The sequence below is a fragment of the Streptomyces griseomycini genome (assembly GCF_014203535.1).
GTDB lineage: Bacteria > Actinomycetota > Actinomycetes > Streptomycetales > Streptomycetaceae > Streptomyces > Streptomyces griseomycini.
In genome coordinates this window covers 130,183-149,619 of sequence record NZ_JACHJI010000014.1, presented here as the reverse complement: position 1 = coordinate 149,619, position 19,437 = coordinate 130,183, and the positions used below count along the sequence as shown (strand labels likewise).

The following is a 19,437-nucleotide window of genomic DNA, read 5'->3' as shown; positions in this document are numbered from 1 at the left end:
CAAGACGGACAAATCCCATATGTCACCGGGGCGGGTTCTACTAAGCGGCTTGCGTAGATCGAGACGCGGCGTGACGGATGTCACGGAATACCGAATTCCGGCCGGTGCCGGAGGGGACGGACGGGCTCAGTCCCGCCCGTCCGCCAGGGCCGCCACCGCCTCCTTGGCGGCCTTGATGGCGCCCTTGTTGATCTCGTCCGTGCCCGGCGCCTTCTTCGACTCGAAGTCGCTGCCGTTGTACGTCACGATCACCAGCGCGTTGGAGGCGCGGGCCACCACCACGCCCTCCCGGGTCTGCTGCTTGTCCTCGGTGGCGAGGTTCACCACCGAGTACGCGGCGTCACCGAGTCCGGGAACCGCGCCCCCGCCGCTCTTCTCCTCCAGGCGCCCCTCGTACGACCGCTCCGCCGCCTCGTCCGACTCCAGCACCTCGAAGGACACGTCGAGCCAGCGGTACTCGTAGCCCTTGAGCGCGTTCCAGGAGCAGGTGCGGCGCAGCTCGGTGTCCGTGGACGGTATCTCCTTGCCGGCCGTCTTGGCGCCCGGCACGAGGGACTTGACGGTCTTTTCCGCCAGTGCGGTGCACGGCGCGGGCGCGGCGGTGTACGTCTTCGCCACCTGCGTCGCCGACGGGGCGGAGGCGGACCGGTTCTCCGTCGTCCGTTCCGTGGGCTTCTTCTCGGCGGCCTCCGGTGCGGCCAGAGGGCCGGAGGACAGCGCCCAACCCGCCGTGGCGAGGACGACCACCGGGGACAGACGCGCGGTCAGGGCGAGCGGCAGGGGAAAGGAGCGCACGGCGACTTCTCGTGGGGGACGGTGCGGAAGGGGTCCGCACTGCGGACGGGACGCCAGTGTCACACGCATCGTTGTGGTGCGGAAGGGCCAACTCGCTCCGTAGGCGGGCGGTGACGGGAGAGCGCCGTCCGGGGCGGACGTCCGCCCCAACCCCCCGCGCGCACAGGTGAGGTGGGTGCGCCGGGGCACGCGGCCGACCCGCTCCGGGAGACGGACTGCGCCCGCGTCGGCTGCCGGGCGGGTGCTCGCGGGTCCGGGCGCACCTCCGGCGGCTGACACCGGATCACGGTCCCGCACGACTGCGCGCGGTGCGCGTTCCCGGGGCACGCCGGACGCCGCGGGGCCGGCCCGCTGCCGGGGGGACGGCCGCACGGCGGGGGCGGATTCCCCCTCCGGTGACCCGCACCGCCCTGGTGCGGAAGCCGCAGTCCCCGTCGGGGACGAGTCCGGGACGGTTCCGCACGCGTCCGCCGTGCTCCGGCCGCCCCGGTCGCGGATGCCGCCGCCCCCGGCCCGTGGCACACCCCGCCGTGCGGCGGTCCGCTCCGCCGTCCGGCGTCCCGTCGGCCCGGTGGACGGGGACGTGCACGAGGACGCGCCGCCCGTGGAATACCGTACTGCCCGGGGACCGACGTCCCGATCCCGTGCCCGGGGGTTCTCCGCGCGGACGGGACGCGGGGGCCCGGAGCACCGGGGAGGCGCGACCGGGCCGCCACCCTGGCCCGGCGGGCCGGGCTCCACGGAGGGTACGACCCCTCCGGGAGCGTCCTGGCGTCGACGTGGGTGGTGCTGGTGCGGCGCTGCGCCGGCACGCGCGTGGTGCGTGCCCTGCCGCCCGACCTCCTCTCGGCGGGGCCGCTCGCGGCGGCCGCCGCCGTGGCGGTCGAGACCTCGAGCTCCTCGACGTGGACGTGCCCCGGGTCCACCACAGGCTCGACCACCTCGACGCCCGCGCCCTTCCTGCGGCGGATCCGCTTCCCGCCGAACGCCCACCGTCTCGCCTTCGAGGTCCTCTCCCGCAGCTTCTTCGCCGACCCCGCCGAGCTCTCGGCCGCCGAACCGGCCCTCATGTTCCACGTCTACTTCCTCGGATCCAGCGAGGGGCTGCTCTGCGACGTGCCCCGGAAGTCCTTCGACGCCGCCGTGCGGCACCCCCTGCACGCCCGTCCGCGCGGGCTCGGGGCGACGGTCCACACCGGTACCGCCGTGACCGCGGTCGCGTCCGGGCGGCACCGTGCGTTCACCGTCGTGACCGAGGGAGGGGCGACGGCCGGGGAGCACGCCGCCGACGCCGTGGTGCTCGCCGCGGACACCCGGGGCCTGCAGCGCGTCGTCGCGGCCTCACCGGACCTGGGGGGCCGGAGCGGCGCCGACGGATCGCGCGCCTGCGCAGCGCGCGCCCCCTTCCTGGTCTCCCGCCTGTGGCTCGGCCGGCCGCTGCACGCCGACCGGCCCGTCTTCCTGGGCACCGGCGGATTCGGCCCGCTGGACAACAACAGCGTGCTCGGCCGCTACGAGGAGGAGGCGCGGACGTGGGCGCGGCGGACCGGTGGCTGTGTCGTGGAACTGCACGCCCACGCCCTGCCCGACGACGCCGATCCGGACCGGGTGCGCACCCGGGTGGCACAGGGGACGCGACGCGTCTGCCCGGAGGCGGCGGACGCCGAGGTGGTCGACGAGCGTCACGAACTCCACGCGGACTGCCCGCTGTTCCCCGTCGGCGGATTCGGCGACCGTCCGACGGCGACGACACCGGACCCCCGCCTCGTCCTCGCCGGCGGCCTGGTCCGCGTCGACCCGCCGGTGGCCCTCATGGAGCGGGCCGCCACCAGCGGCTTCCAGGCCGCGAACGCCCTGCTGCGCGCCATGAAAGTGCTGTCGGCACCGGAACGGGACGGCGGATACGGCAGGGCCGTGCGAGGCGTCGTCCGCGCACGGACACCACGTCGCGTCGCCGGACCGCCCGGGGGGCTCCGCTCAGTCGAGGAGCACCGCCGCGACACGTCCCCGGCCGTACCCGTCCGGGCCGCGCCGGCGTGCGGTGCGGACGGTCACGGCACGCGGGCGGTCCACTCCGGGGAGGCGAACTTCGTCCGTGCGAGCTCCTGGGCGCGGGCCAGCTCCTCGTCCGTCACCTTGCCGTCGGCCAGTCCGTACCGGGCGCGGAAGGAGTCGGTCATCCGCTCGATGACGGCCTCGCGCGGCAGACCGGTCTGCCGGCGCAGCGGGTCCACCCGCTTCTTCGCGCTCTTCGTGCCCTTGTCGGACAGCTTCTCCCGCCCGATGCGCAGCACCTCGACCATCTTGTCGGCGTCGATGTCGTAGGCCATGGTCACGTGGTGCAGCACGGCGCCGGGGCCGCCGTGCGGTCCCACGATCCGCTTCTGGGCGGCGCCTGCGATCTTGCCCTGGTCGGTGGCGATGTCGTTCAGCGGCTGGTACCAGGCCCTGATCCCCATGTCGCCGAGCGCGCCGAGCACCCACTCGTCGAGGTAGGCGTAGCTGTCCTGGAAGGACAGCCCCTGCACCAGCGCCTCCGGCACCGACAGCGAGTACGTGATGGTGTTGCCGGGCTCCACGAACATCGCGCCGCCGCCGGAGATGCGGCGCACGACCTCGATGCCGTGCCGCTTCGCGCCCTCGGGATCGACCTCGTTGCGCAGGGACTGGAAACTGCCGATGATCACCGCCGGGGCGCCCCACTCCCACACCCTGAGCGTCGGCGGCCGGCGTCCGGCGGCGACCTCGGCGGTGAGCACCTCGTCCAGCGCCATGTGCAGCGCCGGGGCCTGCGGGCCCTCGTGGACCAACTGCCAGTCGTAGTCGGTCCAGTCGGTGGCGTGCGCGAGCGCGCGGCGCACCGCGACGCCGACGCCCTCCGAGGTCAGCCCGTACATCACGGTCCCCTCGGGCAGGGCCGCGTCGATCCGTGCGGCGAGCCCGGCGGCGTCGGTGTCGGCGGGGGCGCCGTCCAGGGCGCGGTTCACGGCGTCCAGCGCCTCGTCCGGTTCGAGGAAGAAGTCGCCCGCCACGCGCGCGCGGCGCAGCACGCCGTCCTCCACGTCCACGTCCACGACGACGAGCTTGCCGCCGGGAACCTTGTACTCACCGTGCACGGTCCCGCCTTTCGCTGTACCGCTGGGAGTCAACAGCGGAGGCGGCCGCGGTGTTCCCGCGGTGGCCCGGCACGGCCGGAGGCCGCTCAGGGCATGAAGAGCGCCAGGAGGATGATCACGAGGGCGACGAGCGCGATGACGGCCCATACGGGCTTGCCCCGCCGGCTCCCGCTCCGCGCCGGTGCGTCCTCCGGGCCGCCGCCCCTGGGCCGGTCCTCCGGGAGTTCCGGGTGGTCCGGGCGGTCACGTGTGTAGAAGTCGTCGTCCGCCATCTCGGGCTCCCTCCGTATCACACCCGGTCCCGGGTTCCCCTCCCGCCCCGATCGAACGCCTCCGGCCCCGGTGATTCGTCCGGCCGCCGGGAGACCGCGGGACGGCGGCCCGCTCGCCGGGCGGCGCGCCGGAGCGGCGCACCGCCCGGCGTCCGTCAGTCGTCGCGTGCGACGCCTCCGGACGGGGACGGCACGGCGGCGTCCGCCCCCGGCTGCGGGTGCACGCAGTGCCAGCGGTGACCGTCCGGGCCGTCCGAGGCGGCCGGGAACGCGGTGGCGCAGGCGTCGTCCGCCTTCCAGCAGCGGGTGCGGAACGGGCAGCCGGAGGGCGGGTTGGTCGCCGAGGGCACCGGGCCGTGCAGCACGATGCGCTCGGGCCGCTCCAGCAGGCTGGGCGTGGCCGACAGCAGCGCCTCGGTGTACGGGTGCCGGGAGTCGCCGGTGACCCGCGCGGCCCCGCCCTCCTCGACGACGCGGCCGAGGTACAGCACGGCGATGCGGTCGGACAGGTAACGCACGGTCTGCACGTCGTGGGAGATGAACACCATGGCGAGGCCGAGGCGGGCGCGCAGGTCCACCAGGAGGTTGAGGATCTGGGCGCGCACGGACACGTCCAGGGCGCTGGTGGGTTCGTCGGCGACGATCAGCTCCGGCTCCAGGGCCAGGGCGCGGGCGATGGCCACCCGCTGGCGCTGGCCGCCGGAGAGCTGGCCCGGCAGCGCCCCCAGGGTGTGTCCCGGCAGGCCGACCAGGTCCAGGAGCTCCTCGACGCGTCGCTCGCGCTCGGCACGGGTGCCGCGATCGTGCACGTCCAGCGGGTCGCGCAGGATCCGTCGCACCGGCAGCCGCGGGTTCAGCGCGGTGGACGGGTCCTGGAAGACCACGCCGACACCGGCCCCGAAGCGGCTGCGGCGTTCCGCGGCCGGCATCCGCCACAGGTCCTGGCCCTTGAAGTACACCCGGCCCTCGGTCGGACGCCGGAGCCCGGTGACCACCCGCGCCAGGGTGGACTTGCCGCAGCCCGACTCGCCGACCAGGCCGAGGATCTCGCCGCGCCGGACCTCCAGGGAGGCGTCGGTCAGGGCGTGCACGGCGTCCCGGCGCAGGATGCCGCCGCTGCGCGCCTTGTGCCGGACGTGGACGCGGTCGAGTCGGACGAGCGGTTCCGTCGTGGTGTCCAGCGGGTCCATCGTGGTGTCCTTCGGGGCGGTCATCGGGCACCCTCCAGCGACTTGGCCGACGGGTGCACGGGCGCGGGGTGGTGGCAGGCGAACAGGTGGTCCTGCGCACCGGCGCGGTCGGCGGCGGGCGGCGGGGTGGTGGCGCACAGCCCGGTCGCGGCGGCGCAGCGGGAGGCGAACCGGCAGCCGGCGCCGAACGCCCTGGGCGCGGGCACCACACCGCGGATCTGGTGCAGCCGCTCCGCGCCCGCCTCCAGCGAGACGACGGAGCCGAGCAGCCCCCGGCTGTAGTGGTGCGCCGGGTCCGTCAGCAGGGAGCGGGTGGCGCCGGCCTCGGCGACCTGACCGGCGTACATCACCGCGACCCGGTGGGCGAGGTCGCCGACCAGCGCCAGGTCGTGCGAGACGAGCACCATCGCGAAGCCGAGCTCGTCGCGCAGCCTCACCAGCAGTTCGACGACCTGCGCCTGCACGGTGACGTCGAGCGCGGTCGTCGGCTCGTCGGCGATCAGCAGGCGCGGGCTGCGGGAGAGCGCCATGGCGATGAGCACGCGCTGGCGCTGGCCGCCGGAGAGCTCGTGCGGGTAGCTGCGCAGGGTGCGCTCGGGGGACAGGCCGACCAGTTCCAGCAGCTCGGCGGGGGTGCGGGTGCCGCCGCGCGAGGTGAGCCGCTTGAGCTGGGTGCCGATCAGCACCGACGGGTTGAGCGACGACATGGCGTCCTGGTAGACCATCGCGATCTGAGGGCCCATGAGCGCCCGGCGCTCCTTCGGCGACAGCTTCAGCAGGTCGCGGCCCCGGTAGAGGATCTCGCCCTCGGCCTCGGCGTTGCGCGCCAGCAGGCCCATGATCGCGAGACTGGTGATCGACTTGCCGCAGCCCGACTCGCCGACCAGGCCGAGGGTCTCGCCCTCGCGGACGGTGAACGAGATGCCGTCGACGACGCGGATGTCGCCGTAGCGGTCGGGGAAGCGGATCGCCAGGTCGCGGACGACGAGCAGGTCGGGCGCGTCGTCGGGCAGCGGCGGCACGGCGGGCTCGGTGGCCTCGAGCCGGGTGGCCAGCTCGGCGAGCGCGGCGTCCACCTCGGCCCGGTCGACGGCGGGAGCGACCTCGGCGGCCGCCTTCTCGCCGGAGTCGTCGCCGGCACGGGCCTTGTCGGGGGACGCGGCGGCGTCCGTCATGCCCTCGGACAGGACGTTCAGCGCGAGCACCGTGACCAGCAGGCACAGACCGGGGAAGAGGGTCGCCCACCAGCCGCCCGAGAGCAGGATCTGCCGGCCGTAGGCCAGCACGCTGCCCCAGCTCGGGTCGGGGTCCTGCACGCCGGCGCCGATGAAGGACAGGCTCGCCTCGAAGATGATCGAGTCGGCGACCATGACGGTCGCGAACACCAGCACCGGCGCCGCGCAGTTGACGGCGACGTGCCGGGCCACGATGTGGTGGCGGCGGGCGCCGACGACCTGCTCGGCGGCGACGTAGTCCTCGCCGTACTGTTCCAGCACGTTGGCCCGTACGACACGGGCGAGCGAGGGCGAGTAGACGAAGGCGATCGTGGAGATGATGACCGGGACACTGGGCCCGAACACGGCGACGAGGACCGCGGCCAGCGCGATCGGCGGGAACGACATGACGACGTCGAGCGTGCGCATCACCGACTCGTCGGCGAGCCTGCGGGAGGTGGCCGCCAGGGCGCCCAGCACCGAGCCGATCACCAGCGCGAGCAGCGTCGCGCCGAGGCCGATCACGAGGGAGTAGCGCGCACCGTGCACGACCCGCGCGAACACGTCGCGGCCCGCCCGGTCGGTGCCGAACCAGTGGTCGGCGCCCGGCGGCAGGGCGGGGGTGCCGGTGGTGAGCGGGTCCTGGGTGAGCAGCGGTGCGAAGACCGCGCCGAGCACGACGACGACGAGGATTCCGAGGGCGACCCGCGAGGTCACGGGCAGGCGGCGCAGGCGGGTGCCGGGCTTCAGCCGCTCGGCGAGGGAGCGTGGGGCGAACATCACACCGTCCTGATGCGCGGGTTGACGAGCAGGTAGAGCAGGTCGACGACGACGTTGACCACGAGGAAGGCGATGGCGATGGTGAGCACCGTGCCCTGGACCAGCCCGACGTCGCCTCCGTTGACGCCCTCGAGGATCAGCTTGCCCATGCCGGGCAGGTCGAAGATCGCCTCGATGACGACGGCGCCGCTGAGCATGTAGCCGACCTTGACGCCGAGCACGGTCAGCGGGGTGACCAGGGCGTTGCGCAGCACCGACCGGACGATCAGGAACGGCGGCAGGCCGCTGCCCCGGGCGGTGCGCACGTAGTCGCGGTCGAGTTCGGCGACCATCGCGGTGCGGATCAGCCGGGCCAGCGAGGAGGCGACCGGCAGGGCGAGGGCGACCGCGGGCAGGGTCATGCTCTCCAGCCAGCCGCCGAGGGAGTCGGCGGGATTGACGTAGCCGCCCGTCGGGAAGAGCGGCACGTTCAGCGCGAACTGCTGGATGAGCAGCACACCGAGCCAGAACGAGGGCAGGGCGATGCCGGCCATCGACAGGACGCGGAAGACCTGGTCGGGCCAGCGGTCCCGGTACATGGCGCTGGTGACGCCGAGGACCAGGGCCAGCAGGACGGCCAGCGCGAGGCCGAGCAGCGTCAGCTGCAGGGTGAGCGGGAACGCGGTGGCGATCCGGTCGGCGACGGGCTGGCTGGGCGGCACGGTGACACCGAGGTCCCCCTGCACCAGATCGGCCAGGAAGGCGAAGTAGCGCACCGGGAGCGGGTCGTCGAGACCGTGCGCCTCGGCGAACGCGGCACGTGCCTCGGGGCTCGCGCTGTCCCCGAGCGCGTTGTACGCGGGGTCGACCGGTGAGAACTGCAGCACCACGAAGACCAGCAGCGCGATGCCGAGCACCATCACCGGCATCATCGCGACGCGGCGCAGCGCGAGCCGGAGGAATGCAACCATCGTGAGGTTCCTAGGGGTTGGGGCCGGGTCGCCGCCGGCCCGTGGCGCGGCGGCGGCCCGACGGCCTGTGCGGACGGGGCTCAGGCGCGGCCGACGTCGACGAAGGACAGGCCGGTGGTGGGCAGCGGCTTGAAGCCCGGCAGCGCTCCGTCCTTCCAGGCGGTGGGCAGCTTGCGGTGCAGCACCGGGTACAGGGCCGCCTCCTCGGCGACCAGGTCGGTGACCTGGCCCCACAGCTCCTTGCGCTTGGCCGCGTCGGCCTCCGAAGCGGCCTTGTCCAGCAGCGACCTGACCTGCTTGTAGGCGGGGGCGCCCGTCCAGCCGTACCGCTTCTCCGGCCAGAAGCCGTAGTAGAACCAGCGCAGCAGCAGGTCGGCGTCGTTGCCGAAGACGGACGGGTCGCCCGGCGCCGCCAGCACCTCGAAGTCGCCCTTGTCGACCTTGGCGTACTGGGCGGGGGACTGGGCGATGTCCAGCCTGGCCTCGATGCCGGCCGCCGCCCAGCTCTCCTTGATCAGCGGCGCGATGTCCTTGACCCAGCCGGTGTCCGTGACCAGCAGGGTGAAGGAGAGCCTGCCCACGCCCGCCTCGTCGAGCAGCTTCTTGGCCCTGGCGAGGTCGTGGCCGTACACGGTGGCGGCCTCGCGGTAGTCGGGGTGCGTGGCCGGCACGTATCCGGTGGCCGGCTCGGCGTTGCCCAGCAGGGCCGTGGAGATGAGCTTCTCGGTGTCGAGCGCGTAGTGCAGGGCCTGGCGCACCCGCTTGTCCGCGAAGCGCTCGTCCTTGCAGTTGAACATCAGGAAGAGCAGGCCGAAGGACTGGACGGACTCCACCTTGTCCTTGCCCGTGAAGCCCTCGATGTCGATGTAGGGCACGTCCTCGATGGCCTGCACCCGGCCGGACTTGAGCGCGCTGACCCGGGCCGACGGGTCGGACATCAGGTGCCAGACCATCTTCTCGGCCCTGGCCGGGTGCGGCCCGTTGTACTCGTCGTACGCCTCCATCACGATCTTGTCCTCGCGGACCGCCGAGACGAAGCGGTACGGACCCGAGCCGACCGGCTGGGCGTCGAAGGCCTTGGCGTCGGCGCCGGCGATCTTCTTCGGCACGATGCGCACCACGGATATGCGCGACGGGAAGAGGGCGAAGGCGTGCTTCAGCCTGAACTCGACCGTCGACGCGTCGACCGCCTCCACCCGGTCGATGAACGGCACGAACTGTGCCATCAGCGAGGCGTTCCTCGGGTCGAGGACCCGCTCGAAGCTGAACACCACGTCGTCCGCCGTGACCGCCGAGCCGTCGTGGAAGGTGGCCCCCTTGCGCAGGGTGGCGCGGTAGGTGGTCGCGTTGATCTTCTTCGGCATCCCGGTGGCCAGCGCCGGCCGGGCGACGAGCGTGGCCGGGTCGAGGTCCACCAGGCCCTCGAAGATGTGCATGTTGGCGGCGAACGGGGTCGCGCCGGAGGTGATCATGGGGTCGAAGCCCGTGGAGAGGGGGTAGGAGAGCCCGGCTTCGATGGTGCCGGTGTCGCCGCCGGAACCGCCGGAGCCGTCACCGGTGCTGCCCGGGCCGCCGCAGGCGGACAGTCCCGCGGTGATCGCGGTCGCCACACCGATGGCGCTGGTGTATCTCATGAAGGTGCGGCGGTCGACGCCGGCTGCGCTGCGCGGGGACAAGGAACCCTCCTGGCGGGGAGACGTGACGGGCAAGGAAGCGGAATGGCTGATTCTGTGCGACGGGCCGGCGCGAACGTATCTCGCCGAGGATGCATCAGACGTCTGATGTCTGATGCTTGATAGCGTGGGAACGTAGTCGGACGAGGGAGAGGGGTCAAGAGGTGGCGGTGGGACAAAGGGCGATCCGGCATGCCGTGCCGGAGCCCAAGACGGCACGGCAGCCGTTGCGACAGGAGGTCGTGGACGGCATCAAGTCGTACATTCTGCGCAACCAGTTGCGCCCCGGGGACCCGCTGCCGACCGAGCCCGCCCTGTGCGAGGCGCTCGGCGCCAGCCGCTCCAGCGTGCGGGAGGCCATCCGGATCCTCACCGCGCTCGACATCGTCGAGGTGCGCCACGGTCACGGCACCTATGTCGGCCGGCTGAGCCTGTCCGCCCTGGTGGAGAGCCTGGCCTTCCGCGGTCTGCTCAGTCCCGACGACGACTTCCAGGTGATGAGCGACCTCATCGAGGTGCGCGAGCTGTTCGAGCGCGGCATGGCGGAACGACTCGTGCGGTCCCTCGACGACGAGCAGATCGGCCGCCTGGCGGCGCTCGTCGACGAGATGCGCAGGGCGGGCGCCGGGGAGGGGCACGGCTTCGTCGAGGCCGACCGCGCCTTCCACACCCTGCTCCTCGCCCCCCTCGGCAACGACCTCATCGGGCAGCTCTCCACGGCCTTCTGGGACGTCTACGTCATCGTCGCGCCGCACCTCGACGTCTTCACGCACGAGCACGAGGCCGCCACCATCGCCCATCACCAGCGCATCGTGGACGCCGTGCGGGACCGGGACCCCGTGGAGTTCGCGGCCGCGCTGGCCGACCACTACGCGCCGGTGCGGCAGCGCATCGCGGAGGCCCGCGCCCGCCGCTGAACCGGTCCTTCCACGGCGGAGGCGGTCCCGGTGCGGGGCCGCCTCCGCCGTGTCGTACGGGGGTCCGGCCGTCGCGAGGGCGGGGCCGGGCCGTGGGGCGGGGTACTTGACGGGCGTCTTCCGGATCCCTAGGGTCCCAGGACAGCAGACATCAGACGTCTGTTCTCAAGCCGGACCTCACCGCGCTGCGCCGCGCGCACGCCTCACCCACCGGGGCCCTCTCCATGCCACTGACGGACCTCACCCTCGCCGAGTGCCTCGCCCTCCGGCCCGACCTCGACGAACCCGCCGACCTCGACGCGTTCTGGGACCGGACCCTGCGAACGGCCCGAGCGGCCGACGGAACCCCCCGCTTCACACCCGTGGACACGGGCCTGACCCAGATCACGACCTACGACGTGGCCGTGCCCGGCTTCGCGGGCGAGCCCGTCCGGGGCTGGCTGCACCTGCCCGCCGGGGCCGAGGGCCCGCTCGGCTGCGTCGTGGAGTTCCTCGGCTACGGCCGCGGCCGCGGCCTGCCGCACGAGCAGGTGCTCTGGGCCAACGCCGGCCACGCGCACCTCGTCATGGACACCCGTGGCCAGGGCTGGTCCACCGCCGGGGGCGACACCCCCGACACGGTCTCCCTGAACGGCGACGTCCCCGGCTTCCTGACCCGGGGCGTGGACAGCCCCGACCACCACTACTACCGGCGCGTCTACACCGACGCCGTGCGCTTCGTCGAGGCCGCCCGCGCCCACCCGGCGGTCGACCCGGACCGGGTCGTCGTGACCGGACACAGCCAGGGCGGCGGCATCTCGCTCGCGGTCGCCGGGCTCGTCCCGGGCCTGGCGGGCGTCATGCCCGACACCCCGTTCCTGTGCGACATCCGCCGCGGGGCACTGATCGCCGGCGCGCCCCCCTACACCGAGATCGCGGAGTACCTGAGCCTGCACCGCGACCGCACCGAGACCGTCCTCACCACCCTGTCCTACGTCGACGCCGCCCTGCTGGCCGCCCGCGCCACGGCCCCGTCGCTGTTCTCCATCGCCATGATGGACGACATCTGCCCGCCCTCCACCTGCTTCGCCGCCTACCACCGCTACGGCGGCGCCAAGGACCTGCGGGTCTACGAGTTCAACGGCCACGAGGGCGGCGGCGGCCACCACCGCCGCGAGCAGCTCGCCTGGGTCCGGGAGCTGTTCGCCGCTCCCCGGACGACCCCGGTCCCTCCACCCCGCACGACCCCCGACTCGCCTGAAACCCCACCCGAGAAGAGGCCCGTCCATGCAGCGTAGAGCCACCCTGGCCACCGTCACCGCGGGCGCCGCCCTGGCCCTGCTGGCCGCCGGCACGCCCGCCGCGCACACGGCCGGCCGGCAGGCCGCCTTCGCTCCCGGCACCCTCACCTCGCAGGACATCGCCACCGCGGGCACCGGCTCCCCGTACTACCGCATCCCCGCGCTGACCAAGACGACCAAGGGCACGCTGATCGCCGCGTACGACGCCCGCCCCACCCTCGCCGACCTGCCCGGCAACCTCGGGGTCGTGATGCGGCGCAGCACCGACGACGGCGCCACCTGGCAGACGCAGCAGGTCGTGCGCAAGGACCCCGCGCCCAAGGGCTACGGCGACCCCAGTCTCCTCGTCGACCGGGAGACCGGGCGGATCTTCGTCTTCTACGCGGCCTCCGTGAACCAGGGATTCTTCGGCTCCGCGACCGGCAACGACGAGAGCGACCCGAACGTCCTGCAGGCCGACTACAGCTACTCCGACGACGACGGCCTGACCTGGAAGCACGAGCGGATCACCGCCGAGATCAAGAACCCGGCCTGGGCCGGCATGTTCGCCTCCTCGGGCGAGGGCGTCCAGCTGCGCCACGGCAAGTACGCGGGCCGCCTGATCCAGCAGTACGCCGTCCGCCACAACGGCGCCAACTACGCGGTCAGCGCCTACAGCGACGACCACGGCGCCACCTGGAAGACGGGCACCCCGGTCGGTCCCGGCGGCGACGAGAACAAGACCGTCGAACTGTCCGACGGCCGCGTCATGCTCAACAACCGCTCCGCCCCGTACCGCACGGTGGCCCACTCCACCGACGGCGGCGTCACCTACACGCCGTTCCAGCAGGACAAGGAACTGCCCGACCCCGCCAACAACGGCTCGGTCATGCGCTTCGCCCCGGACGTGCCGGCCACCCACCCGCGCGCCTCCTGGCTGATGTTCAGCAACACGGCGACCACCGACAGCCGCAGCAACCTCACCGTCCGGCTCTCCTGCGACAACGGGCAGAACTGGCCGGTGCGCAAGACCGTCGAGGCCGGCTCGGCCGCCTACTCGACGCTCACCCCGCTCGGCGACGGCACCGCCCCCAACCCCCGGGTGGGCCTGCTGTGGGAACGCGCCGACCACCGGCACGTCACCTACTCCTCCTTCGACCTGCAGTGGCTCGGCGGGGTCTGCGCGCCCGTCACGGTCACCCCGCCCGCCTCCCTGCCCGCCGGGAGGACCACCGAGGTCACCGTCCGCGTCGTCAGCCAGAACGACAAGGACCTGCCCTCCGGCACGGTCTCCCTCGGGCTGCCCCCGGGCTGGAGCGCCCCGGCCGTGGCCGTGCCCGCGCTCGAGCCCGGTCAGGGCGCGAACATGAGGATCCCCGTCACGGTCCCCGCGAACGCCACCGCGGGCACCGTGCCGACGACCGCCACGTACCTCGTGCGCGGCTGGCAGCGGTCCCACGGTGACGGCACGCTCACCGTCACCGCACCCTGACCCGACCCGGGCCGCCCGCGTGACCTCTCGCGGGGGCGGCCCGTTCCCTTCCCGTACCACCCGCGCCTCACCGCACAACCCAGGAGCCCCTCCCATGTCCTCGTCCCAGCCGCTGCGCGGCGTCGTGCCGCCCGTCTGCACCCCTCTGGACACATCGGGCGAGGTCGACACCGCCTCGCTCGCCCGGCACGTCGAGCACCTCGTGAGCGGGGGCGTCCACGGCCTGTTCGCCCTCGGCTCCAGCAGCGAGGTCGCCTTCCTCACCGACCGGCAGCGGGCGGTCGCCCTGGAGACGGTCGTCGAGGCCGTCGCCGGCCGCGTCCCCGTGCTCGCCGGCGCCATCGACACGACCACCCCCCGCGTGCTCGCCCACGCGGAGGCCGCCCGCGCGGCCGGCGCCGACGCCCTGGTCGTGACCGCGCCCTTCTACGCCCGGACCCACCCCGTCGAGATCGCCCGCCACTTCCGCACCGTCCGCTCCCGCGTCGACCTGCCCCTGTACGCCTACGACATCCCGGTCTCCGTGCACAGCAAGCTCTCCGTCGCCCTGGTGCGCGAACTCGCCGCGGACGGCACGCTGGCCGGCCTCAAGGACAGCAGCGGCGACGAGGGAGGCCTGCGCCGGCTCATCGTCGGACTCGGCGGCCGCCACGGCCGCGCCGACGGCCCGGCCCCCTCCTTCAGCGTCCTCACCGGATCCGAGCTCACCGTGGACGCCGCCCTGCTGGCGGGCGCCGACGGCGTCGTCCCCGGCCTGGGCAACGTCGACCCCGCCGGATACGTACGCCTCTACGACGCCGTGCGCGGCGGCGACCTCGACCGTGCCGTCAAGGAACAGGAGCGGCTCGTCGAGCTGTTCGGGATGGTCGACGCCGGCCCCGAGGACGAGATGGGCCGCAACTCCTCCGCCATCGGCGCCTTCAAGCACGCGCTGCGGCTGCTCGGCGTCTTCGCGCACGGCACCACCGCCGCCCCGCAGATCCAGCTGAGCGACGCGTCGATCGCCCTCGTCGAGGAGCGGCTGCGCGGCGCCGGACTGCTCCCGGTCCGATGACGGCACGGCACCCGCACGCACCCGTGATCGGCCTCGACCTGGGCGGCACGAAGATCGCCGCCGCCCTGGTCGCGGGCGACGGCGCCGTCCTGGCCCGGCACCGGCTGCCCACCCCGGCGACCGAGGGCGCCGAGGCGGTGCTCGACGCGCTGGCCGAGGCCGCCCGGGCGGTCCGGGCGCCGGGCACCACGGCGATCGGCGTCGCCGCCGCCGGAGTGATCGACCCCGCCACCGGGACCGTCACCAGCGCCACCGGCACCCTCCGCGGCTGGGCCGGCACCGCCCTGGCCGCCGGCCTCGCCGACCGCACCGGACTCCCGGTGGCCTGCGACAACGACGTACGCGCCGCCGCGGCCACGGAACTTTCCGAACTGTCCGATCCTCGCGGAGGAGGGGCTGGACCCGGCTCCGCCGTGCCGGCCGCCGGTGGAGCCCGTGACGGTGGGGCCGCCCACGACGGCGGCGCGGACCGCGACGGCGGCCTCACGCTGATCTACGCGGCCGTCGGCACCGGTGTGGGCGGCGCCGTCGCCGCGGCCGGACGCGTGCTGCACGGCACGGCCGGCATCGCCGGGCACCTCGGCCACCTGCCGAGCCCCGAGGCCGACGGGCTGCCCTGCACCTGCGGCGCCACCGGCCACCTCGAGGCGATCGCGGCGGGACCCGGCATCACCGCCCACTACACGCGGACGAGCGGAGTCCCGGCCGACCGCCTGGAGACCGTGGCCGCCCGCGCGGCCGAGGGCGACCCGCACGCCACCGCGGCCATCGTCCTGGGCGCCGAGGCCGTCGGCCGCACCCTGGGCGGCCTCGCCAACACGCTGGGGGCCGACCGGGTCGTCGTCGGCGGCGGGGTGCCCCGCATCGGCGCGCTGTACACGGACGCCCTGGAGGCGGCCTTCGCCGCCGAACTCATGCCCCCGCTGCGGAAACTGCGCCCCGTCCCGCCGCGCGGCGGAGCCGACGCCGCGGTCCTGGGCGCCGCCGCCCTGCCCCGCACGCTGCCCCTGCACCACCCCCACACCACCGGAGCCCCGCGATGACCCTGCCCCTGGCCGACTCCCTGAAGGGCCGACTGATCGTGTCCTGCCAGGCTCCGCCCGGCGACCCGATGCGCCACACCGACACCCTGGTCCGCATGGCCCTCGCGGCGCGGGACGGCGGCGCGGCGGCCGTGCGCGTCAACGAACCGGAGGTCGTCGCGGCCACCGTCGCGGCCGTCGGCCTCCCGGTGATCGGCCTGTGGAAGGACGGCGACACGGGCGTCTACATCACCCCGACCGTGCGCCACGCGCTCGCCCTCGTGGAGGCGGGGGCCGCGGTCGTCGCGGCCGACGCCACCGCGCGCCCGCGCCCCGACGGCAGCACCTTCGCGGAGCTCGTCGAGGCCGTCCACGCGGCGGGCGCCCTGGTCATGGCCGACGTGTCGACCTTCGACGAGGGCCGTGCGGCCGCCGGGCAGGGCGCCGACTTCGTGGGGACGACGCTGTCCGGCTACGTGCCGGGTTCCCCCCGCCGGACCGCCCCGGACCTGGCCCTCGTCGCCGACCTCGCCGCCGCGATCCCCACCCCGGTGATCGCCGAGGGCCGGATCGCGACCCCGGAGCAGGCCGCCGAGGCGCTGGCGGCGGGCGCGCTGAGCGTCGTCGTGGGCACCGCCATCACGGCACCGACCGCGCTGACCCGGGCGTTCGTGGCCGGGCTCACCTCCTGACGGGCCGCGCCGGGGCCGTCGTCGAACCCCGTCGCCCCGTACGCGGGGACGTCCGGGGGATCGGTAGCCTGCTGCCTGATCAGGCCGACCGGAGTCGAGCCGGAACTCCCCGGACCCCCGGAGCGGGGCGGGTCCGGGCGGGACCGGCAGGCGTACGCGAACACCGAGGTGAGAGATGCGGTTCACCACCCGCCCCACCCTCCAGGGCACCTTCGGCATGGTGTCCTCCACCCACTGGCTGGCCTCGCAGTCGGCGATGGCCGTGCTGGAGGACGGCGGCAACGCCTACGACGCGGCCGTGGCCGGGGCCTTCGTGCTGCACGTCGTCGAGCCGCACCTCAACGGACCGGCCGGCGAGGTGCCCATCCTCCTCGCCCCGGCCGGCGGCGAGGTGCGGGTGCTGTGCGGGCAGGGCGTCGCCCCCGCCGGTGCGACCGTCGCCCACTACCGGGGGCTCGGCCTGGACCTCGTCCCCGGCACCGGACCGCTCGCCGCCGCCGTCCCCGGCGCCTTCGACGCCTGGATGCTCCTGCTGCGCGACCACGGAACCAAGTCCCTCGCCGACGTCCTGAAGTACGCCGTCGGCTACGCCGAACACGGGCACGCGCCCGTGGAGAACGTCGGCGCGACCGTCGAGACCGTACGGGAGCTGTTCGAGACGGAGTGGACCTCCTCGGCCGAGGTGTACCTGCCCGGCGGCCGGGCGCCGCGCCCCGGCGAGCTCTTCCGCAACCCCGCCCTCGCCGCCACCTGGAAGCGGCTGCTGGCCGAGGTCGCCGGGGCGGGGGACAGGGAGGCGCAGATCGACGCCGCGCGGGAGGTGTGGCGGACCGGATTCATCGCCGAGGCCCTGGTCCGGCAGGCCGCCCGCCCCACCCTGGACACCAGCGGCGAGCACCACACCGGCACGCTGACGGCCGCCGACCTCGCCGCCTGGTCCGCGACCTACGAGACCCCGGTGACGTACGACTTCGACGGCTGGACCGTGTGCAAGGCCGGCCCCTGGAGCCAGGGTCCGGTCCTGCTCCAGCAACTCGCCCTGCTCCCTCCGGAACTGCCTCCCTACGGCTCCGCCGACTACGTCCACCTGCTGATAGAGGGCTGCAAGCTCGCCATGGCCGACCGCGAGGCCTGGTACGGCGACGCGGCCGAGGTGCCGCTCGACGACCTGCTGTCGGCGGAGTACAACGCCGAGCGGCGGACCCGGATCGGCCCGCGCGCCTCCCACGAGCTGCGACCCGGCAACCCGGGCGGACGCACCCCGCGGCTGAGCGCCCACGCGCGCGGGGTGGCCACCGAGGAGCCCGGCTCCAACCCGATGGGCGTCGGTGAGCCGACGGTCGCCAAGCTGCCGACGTCCCCCGTGCCGGGCGAACCGGTCGTCTCCGCCGACGGCTCCACCCGGGGCGACACCTGCCACCTGGACGTCGTGGACCGCTGGGGCAACATGATCGCGGCCACGCCCAGCGGAGGCTGGCTCCAGTCCAACCCCGTCGTCCCCGAGCTGGGCTTCCCGCTCGGCACCCGGCTCCAGATGACCTGGCTGGAGGAGGGCCTGCCGGGCACGCTCACCCCGGGCCGCCGCCCCCGGACGACCCTCACGCCGTCCCTCGCGCTGCGCGGCGGAGTCCCGGTGATGGCGTTCGGCACCCCGGGCGGGGACCAGCAGGACCAGTGGCAACTGCACTTCTTCCTCGCGGTCGCGCTGCGCGAGCGGGTGCGCGGCGGCCTCGACCTGCAGGGCGCGATCGACGCGCCGAACTGGCACAACGACGGCTTCCCCGGCTCCTTCTACCCGCGCGGCATGCGTCCCGGCAGCGTCACCGTCGAGTCCCGCACGGACCCCGCGGTGGTGGCGGAGCTGCGGCGCCGCGGCCACGACGTGACGGTCGGCGGCGCCTGGTCGGAGGGCCGGCTGTGCGCGGTCGCCCGGGACCCGGGGACGGGCGTCCTCTCGGCGGCGGCGAACCCGCGCGGCATGCAGGGCTACGCGGTGGGCCGCTGAACCCACGCCCCCTCGGGACGGCACCCCATTTTCATGCCGATTCCACCCGGAGTGCACCGGATCAGTGAGGATTGTCAGCGGCACGTGGTCTCATGGGGGCATGATCAAGGACAGCGAAACCATCGAAGAGTTTCTCGCCCGGCACGCCTCCGACGTGGAGGAGACCGTCCGCAGGGCCGCCGCGCAGGAGATCATGCCGCGCTGGCGCCGACTCGCCGAACACGAGGTGGACCTGAAGGCCGGCCCGCACGACCTCGTGACCGACGCCGACCGCAAGGCGGAGCTGTACCTCACGGAGGCGCTCGTCGCCCTGCTGCCCGGCTCGGTCGTGGTGGGCGAGGAGGCCGTGCACGCCAACCCGGCGTCGTACGAGGCGATACGCGGCGAGGCGCCGGTCTGGATCGTCGATCCCGTCGACGGCACCCGGCAGTTCGTGCACGGCGATACCGGATTCTGCACCCTGGTCGCCCTCGCCCGACGCGGAGTCCTGTACGCCTCCTGGACCTTCGCCCCCGCCCGTCACCGATTCGCCACGGCCGTACGGGGACGGGGCGCGTACCTCGACGGCGAGCGGCTCCACGCCGGTTCCCCGGAACCCGGCCGCGACCTGCGCGTGGCCACCTCCCACCCGGACTACACCACGGACGAACAGAAGCGCGCCCTGCTCGGCCTGCGGACCGAGGGCGTGGCGCCCCGCCCCTGTGGCTCGGCCGGACTGGAGTACCTCGCCGTCGCCCGCGGCGAGTCGGACGCCACGGCCTTCTCCTGGGAAGCGGCCTGGGACCACGCGGCCGGCCTGCTCCTCGTCGAGGAGGCCGGCGGCACCCACCTGACCCGGGCGGGCGAGCCCTTCCGCATCACGGGCGGCAACACCCTCCCCTTCACCGCGGCCCGCGACGCGGCCACGGCGCGCCGGGTGGCGGGGCTGCTGTCGGACGGAGCCTGATCTCCCGGCGTCAGCGCCCCGGCATATCCTGATCCTCCAGTGGCCGTCGGCTGACGAAGG

The 19,437-nt window shown here is 74.2% G+C and carries 16 protein-coding genes; 9 read left to right on the top strand and 7 right to left on the bottom strand.

What is annotated here, in order from left to right; genetic code table 11:
* Positions 1–126 precede the first annotated feature (126 nt).
* From FHS37_RS30875 to FHS37_RS30845, 7 genes are all read right to left on the bottom strand, one after another.
* On the bottom strand, positions 127–795 hold the full coding sequence (locus FHS37_RS30875) for a hypothetical protein (protein WP_184827300.1): 669 nt from the start codon (positions 793–795) through the stop codon (positions 127–129).
* 2,051 nt (positions 796–2,846) lie between these two features.
* Positions 2,847–3,911 (bottom strand): lipoate-protein ligase LplAB, encoded by a 1,065-nt coding sequence (gene lplAB, locus FHS37_RS30870; RefSeq protein WP_184827298.1) that lies wholly within the window; start codon positions 3,909–3,911, stop codon positions 2,847–2,849.
* Positions 3,912–3,997: 86 nt separating this feature from the next.
* Positions 3,998–4,183, bottom strand: coding sequence for a hypothetical protein (locus FHS37_RS30865; RefSeq protein ID WP_184827296.1), 186 nt, complete (start codon positions 4,181–4,183; stop codon positions 3,998–4,000).
* A 155-nt stretch (positions 4,184–4,338) separates the two neighbouring features.
* Positions 4,339–5,397 (bottom strand): oligopeptide/dipeptide ABC transporter ATP-binding protein, encoded by a 1,059-nt coding sequence (locus FHS37_RS30860; protein WP_184827294.1) that lies wholly within the window; start codon positions 5,395–5,397, stop codon positions 4,339–4,341.
* Positions 5,394–7,367 (bottom strand): dipeptide/oligopeptide/nickel ABC transporter permease/ATP-binding protein, encoded by a 1,974-nt coding sequence (locus FHS37_RS30855; protein ID WP_184827292.1) that lies wholly within the window; start codon positions 7,365–7,367, stop codon positions 5,394–5,396. Before FHS37_RS30855 ends, FHS37_RS30860 begins: the two co-directional genes overlap by 4 nt.
* Complete coding sequence (locus FHS37_RS30850) at positions 7,367–8,317, bottom strand: ABC transporter permease (RefSeq protein WP_184827290.1); 951 nt, start codon at positions 8,315–8,317, stop codon at positions 7,367–7,369. Before FHS37_RS30850 ends, FHS37_RS30855 begins: the two co-directional genes overlap by 1 nt.
* An 80-nt stretch (positions 8,318–8,397) precedes the next feature.
* The gene (locus FHS37_RS30845) at positions 8,398–9,951 is read right to left on the bottom strand and encodes an ABC transporter substrate-binding protein (protein ID WP_184827383.1); all 1,554 of its coding nucleotides are present in this window, start codon (positions 9,949–9,951) and stop codon (positions 8,398–8,400) included.
* Between FHS37_RS30845 and FHS37_RS30840 the strand changes: the two genes are divergently transcribed.
* The 9 genes from FHS37_RS30840 to FHS37_RS30800 all read left to right on the top strand — a co-directional run bounded on the left by FHS37_RS30840 (position 9,911) and on the right by FHS37_RS30800 (position 19,377).
* Positions 9,911–10,099, top strand: coding sequence for a hypothetical protein (locus FHS37_RS30840; protein ID WP_184827393.1), 189 nt, complete (start codon positions 9,911–9,913; stop codon positions 10,097–10,099). The two genes, FHS37_RS30845 and FHS37_RS30840, sit on opposite strands and share 41 nt — an antisense overlap.
* Positions 10,100–10,187: 88 nt before the next feature.
* Positions 10,188–10,907, top strand: coding sequence for a FadR/GntR family transcriptional regulator (locus tag FHS37_RS30835; RefSeq protein WP_184827288.1), 720 nt, complete (start codon positions 10,188–10,190; stop codon positions 10,905–10,907).
* Between the two features lie 224 nt (positions 10,908–11,131).
* Positions 11,132–12,184 carry an acetylxylan esterase gene (locus FHS37_RS30830; RefSeq protein WP_184827286.1) on the top strand — a complete coding sequence of 351 codons (1,053 nt, stop codon included), beginning with the start codon at positions 11,132–11,134 and terminating at the stop codon, positions 12,182–12,184.
* Complete coding sequence (locus FHS37_RS30825) at positions 12,174–13,658, top strand: exo-alpha-sialidase (protein ID WP_184827284.1); 1,485 nt, start codon at positions 12,174–12,176, stop codon at positions 13,656–13,658. The genes FHS37_RS30830 and FHS37_RS30825 overlap by 11 nt, the downstream gene beginning before the upstream one ends.
* Positions 13,659–13,752: 94 nt before the next feature.
* The gene (locus FHS37_RS30820; protein WP_184827282.1) at positions 13,753–14,712 is read left to right on the top strand and encodes a dihydrodipicolinate synthase family protein; all 960 of its coding nucleotides are present in this window, start codon (positions 13,753–13,755) and stop codon (positions 14,710–14,712) included.
* Positions 14,709–15,755 carry an ROK family protein gene (locus tag FHS37_RS30815; protein ID WP_184827280.1) on the top strand — a complete coding sequence of 349 codons (1,047 nt, stop codon included), beginning with the start codon at positions 14,709–14,711 and terminating at the stop codon, positions 15,753–15,755. The genes FHS37_RS30820 and FHS37_RS30815 overlap by 4 nt, the downstream gene beginning before the upstream one ends.
* Positions 15,752–16,426 (top strand): N-acetylmannosamine-6-phosphate 2-epimerase, encoded by a 675-nt coding sequence (locus tag FHS37_RS30810; RefSeq protein ID WP_184827277.1) that lies wholly within the window; start codon positions 15,752–15,754, stop codon positions 16,424–16,426. The genes FHS37_RS30815 and FHS37_RS30810 overlap by 4 nt, the downstream gene beginning before the upstream one ends.
* A 175-nt stretch (positions 16,427–16,601) precedes the next feature.
* Entirely contained in the window at positions 16,602–18,431 is a 1,830-nt protein-coding gene (locus tag FHS37_RS30805) for a gamma-glutamyltransferase family protein (RefSeq protein ID WP_184827275.1), read from the top strand.
* 100 nt (positions 18,432–18,531) lie between these two features.
* Entirely contained in the window at positions 18,532–19,377 is an 846-nt protein-coding gene (locus FHS37_RS30800) for an inositol monophosphatase family protein (protein ID WP_184827273.1), read from the top strand.
* The last annotated feature ends 60 nt before the right edge of the window (positions 19,378–19,437 follow it).

Excerpts from the sequence above, each read along its gene's own strand:
- FHS37_RS30820 (WP_184827282.1), top strand. The coding sequence starts at position 13,753 with ATGTCCTCGTCCCAGCCGCTGCGCGGCGTCGTGCCGCCCGTCTGCACC.
- FHS37_RS30800 (WP_184827273.1), top strand. The coding sequence starts at position 18,532 with ATGATCAAGGACAGCGAAACCATCGAAGAGTTTCTCGCCCGGCACGCC.
- FHS37_RS30860 (WP_184827294.1), bottom strand. The coding sequence starts at position 5,397 with ATGACCGCCCCGAAGGACACCACGATGGACCCGCTGGACACCACGACG.
- FHS37_RS30850 (WP_184827290.1), bottom strand. The coding sequence starts at position 8,317 with ATGGTTGCATTCCTCCGGCTCGCGCTGCGCCGCGTCGCGATGATGCCG.
- FHS37_RS30810 (WP_184827277.1), top strand. The coding sequence starts at position 15,752 with ATGACCCTGCCCCTGGCCGACTCCCTGAAGGGCCGACTGATCGTGTCC.
- FHS37_RS30815 (WP_184827280.1), top strand. The coding sequence starts at position 14,709 with ATGACGGCACGGCACCCGCACGCACCCGTGATCGGCCTCGACCTGGGC.
- FHS37_RS30855 (WP_184827292.1), bottom strand. The coding sequence starts at position 7,367 with ATGTTCGCCCCACGCTCCCTCGCCGAGCGGCTGAAGCCCGGCACCCGC.
- FHS37_RS30825 (WP_184827284.1), top strand. The coding sequence starts at position 12,174 with ATGCAGCGTAGAGCCACCCTGGCCACCGTCACCGCGGGCGCCGCCCTG.
- FHS37_RS30845 (WP_184827383.1), bottom strand. The coding sequence starts at position 9,951 with ATGAGATACACCAGCGCCATCGGTGTGGCGACCGCGATCACCGCGGGA.
- FHS37_RS30805 (WP_184827275.1), top strand. The coding sequence starts at position 16,602 with ATGCGGTTCACCACCCGCCCCACCCTCCAGGGCACCTTCGGCATGGTG.
- FHS37_RS30865 (WP_184827296.1), bottom strand. The coding sequence starts at position 4,183 with ATGGCGGACGACGACTTCTACACACGTGACCGCCCGGACCACCCGGAA.
- FHS37_RS30830 (WP_184827286.1), top strand. The coding sequence starts at position 11,132 with ATGCCACTGACGGACCTCACCCTCGCCGAGTGCCTCGCCCTCCGGCCC.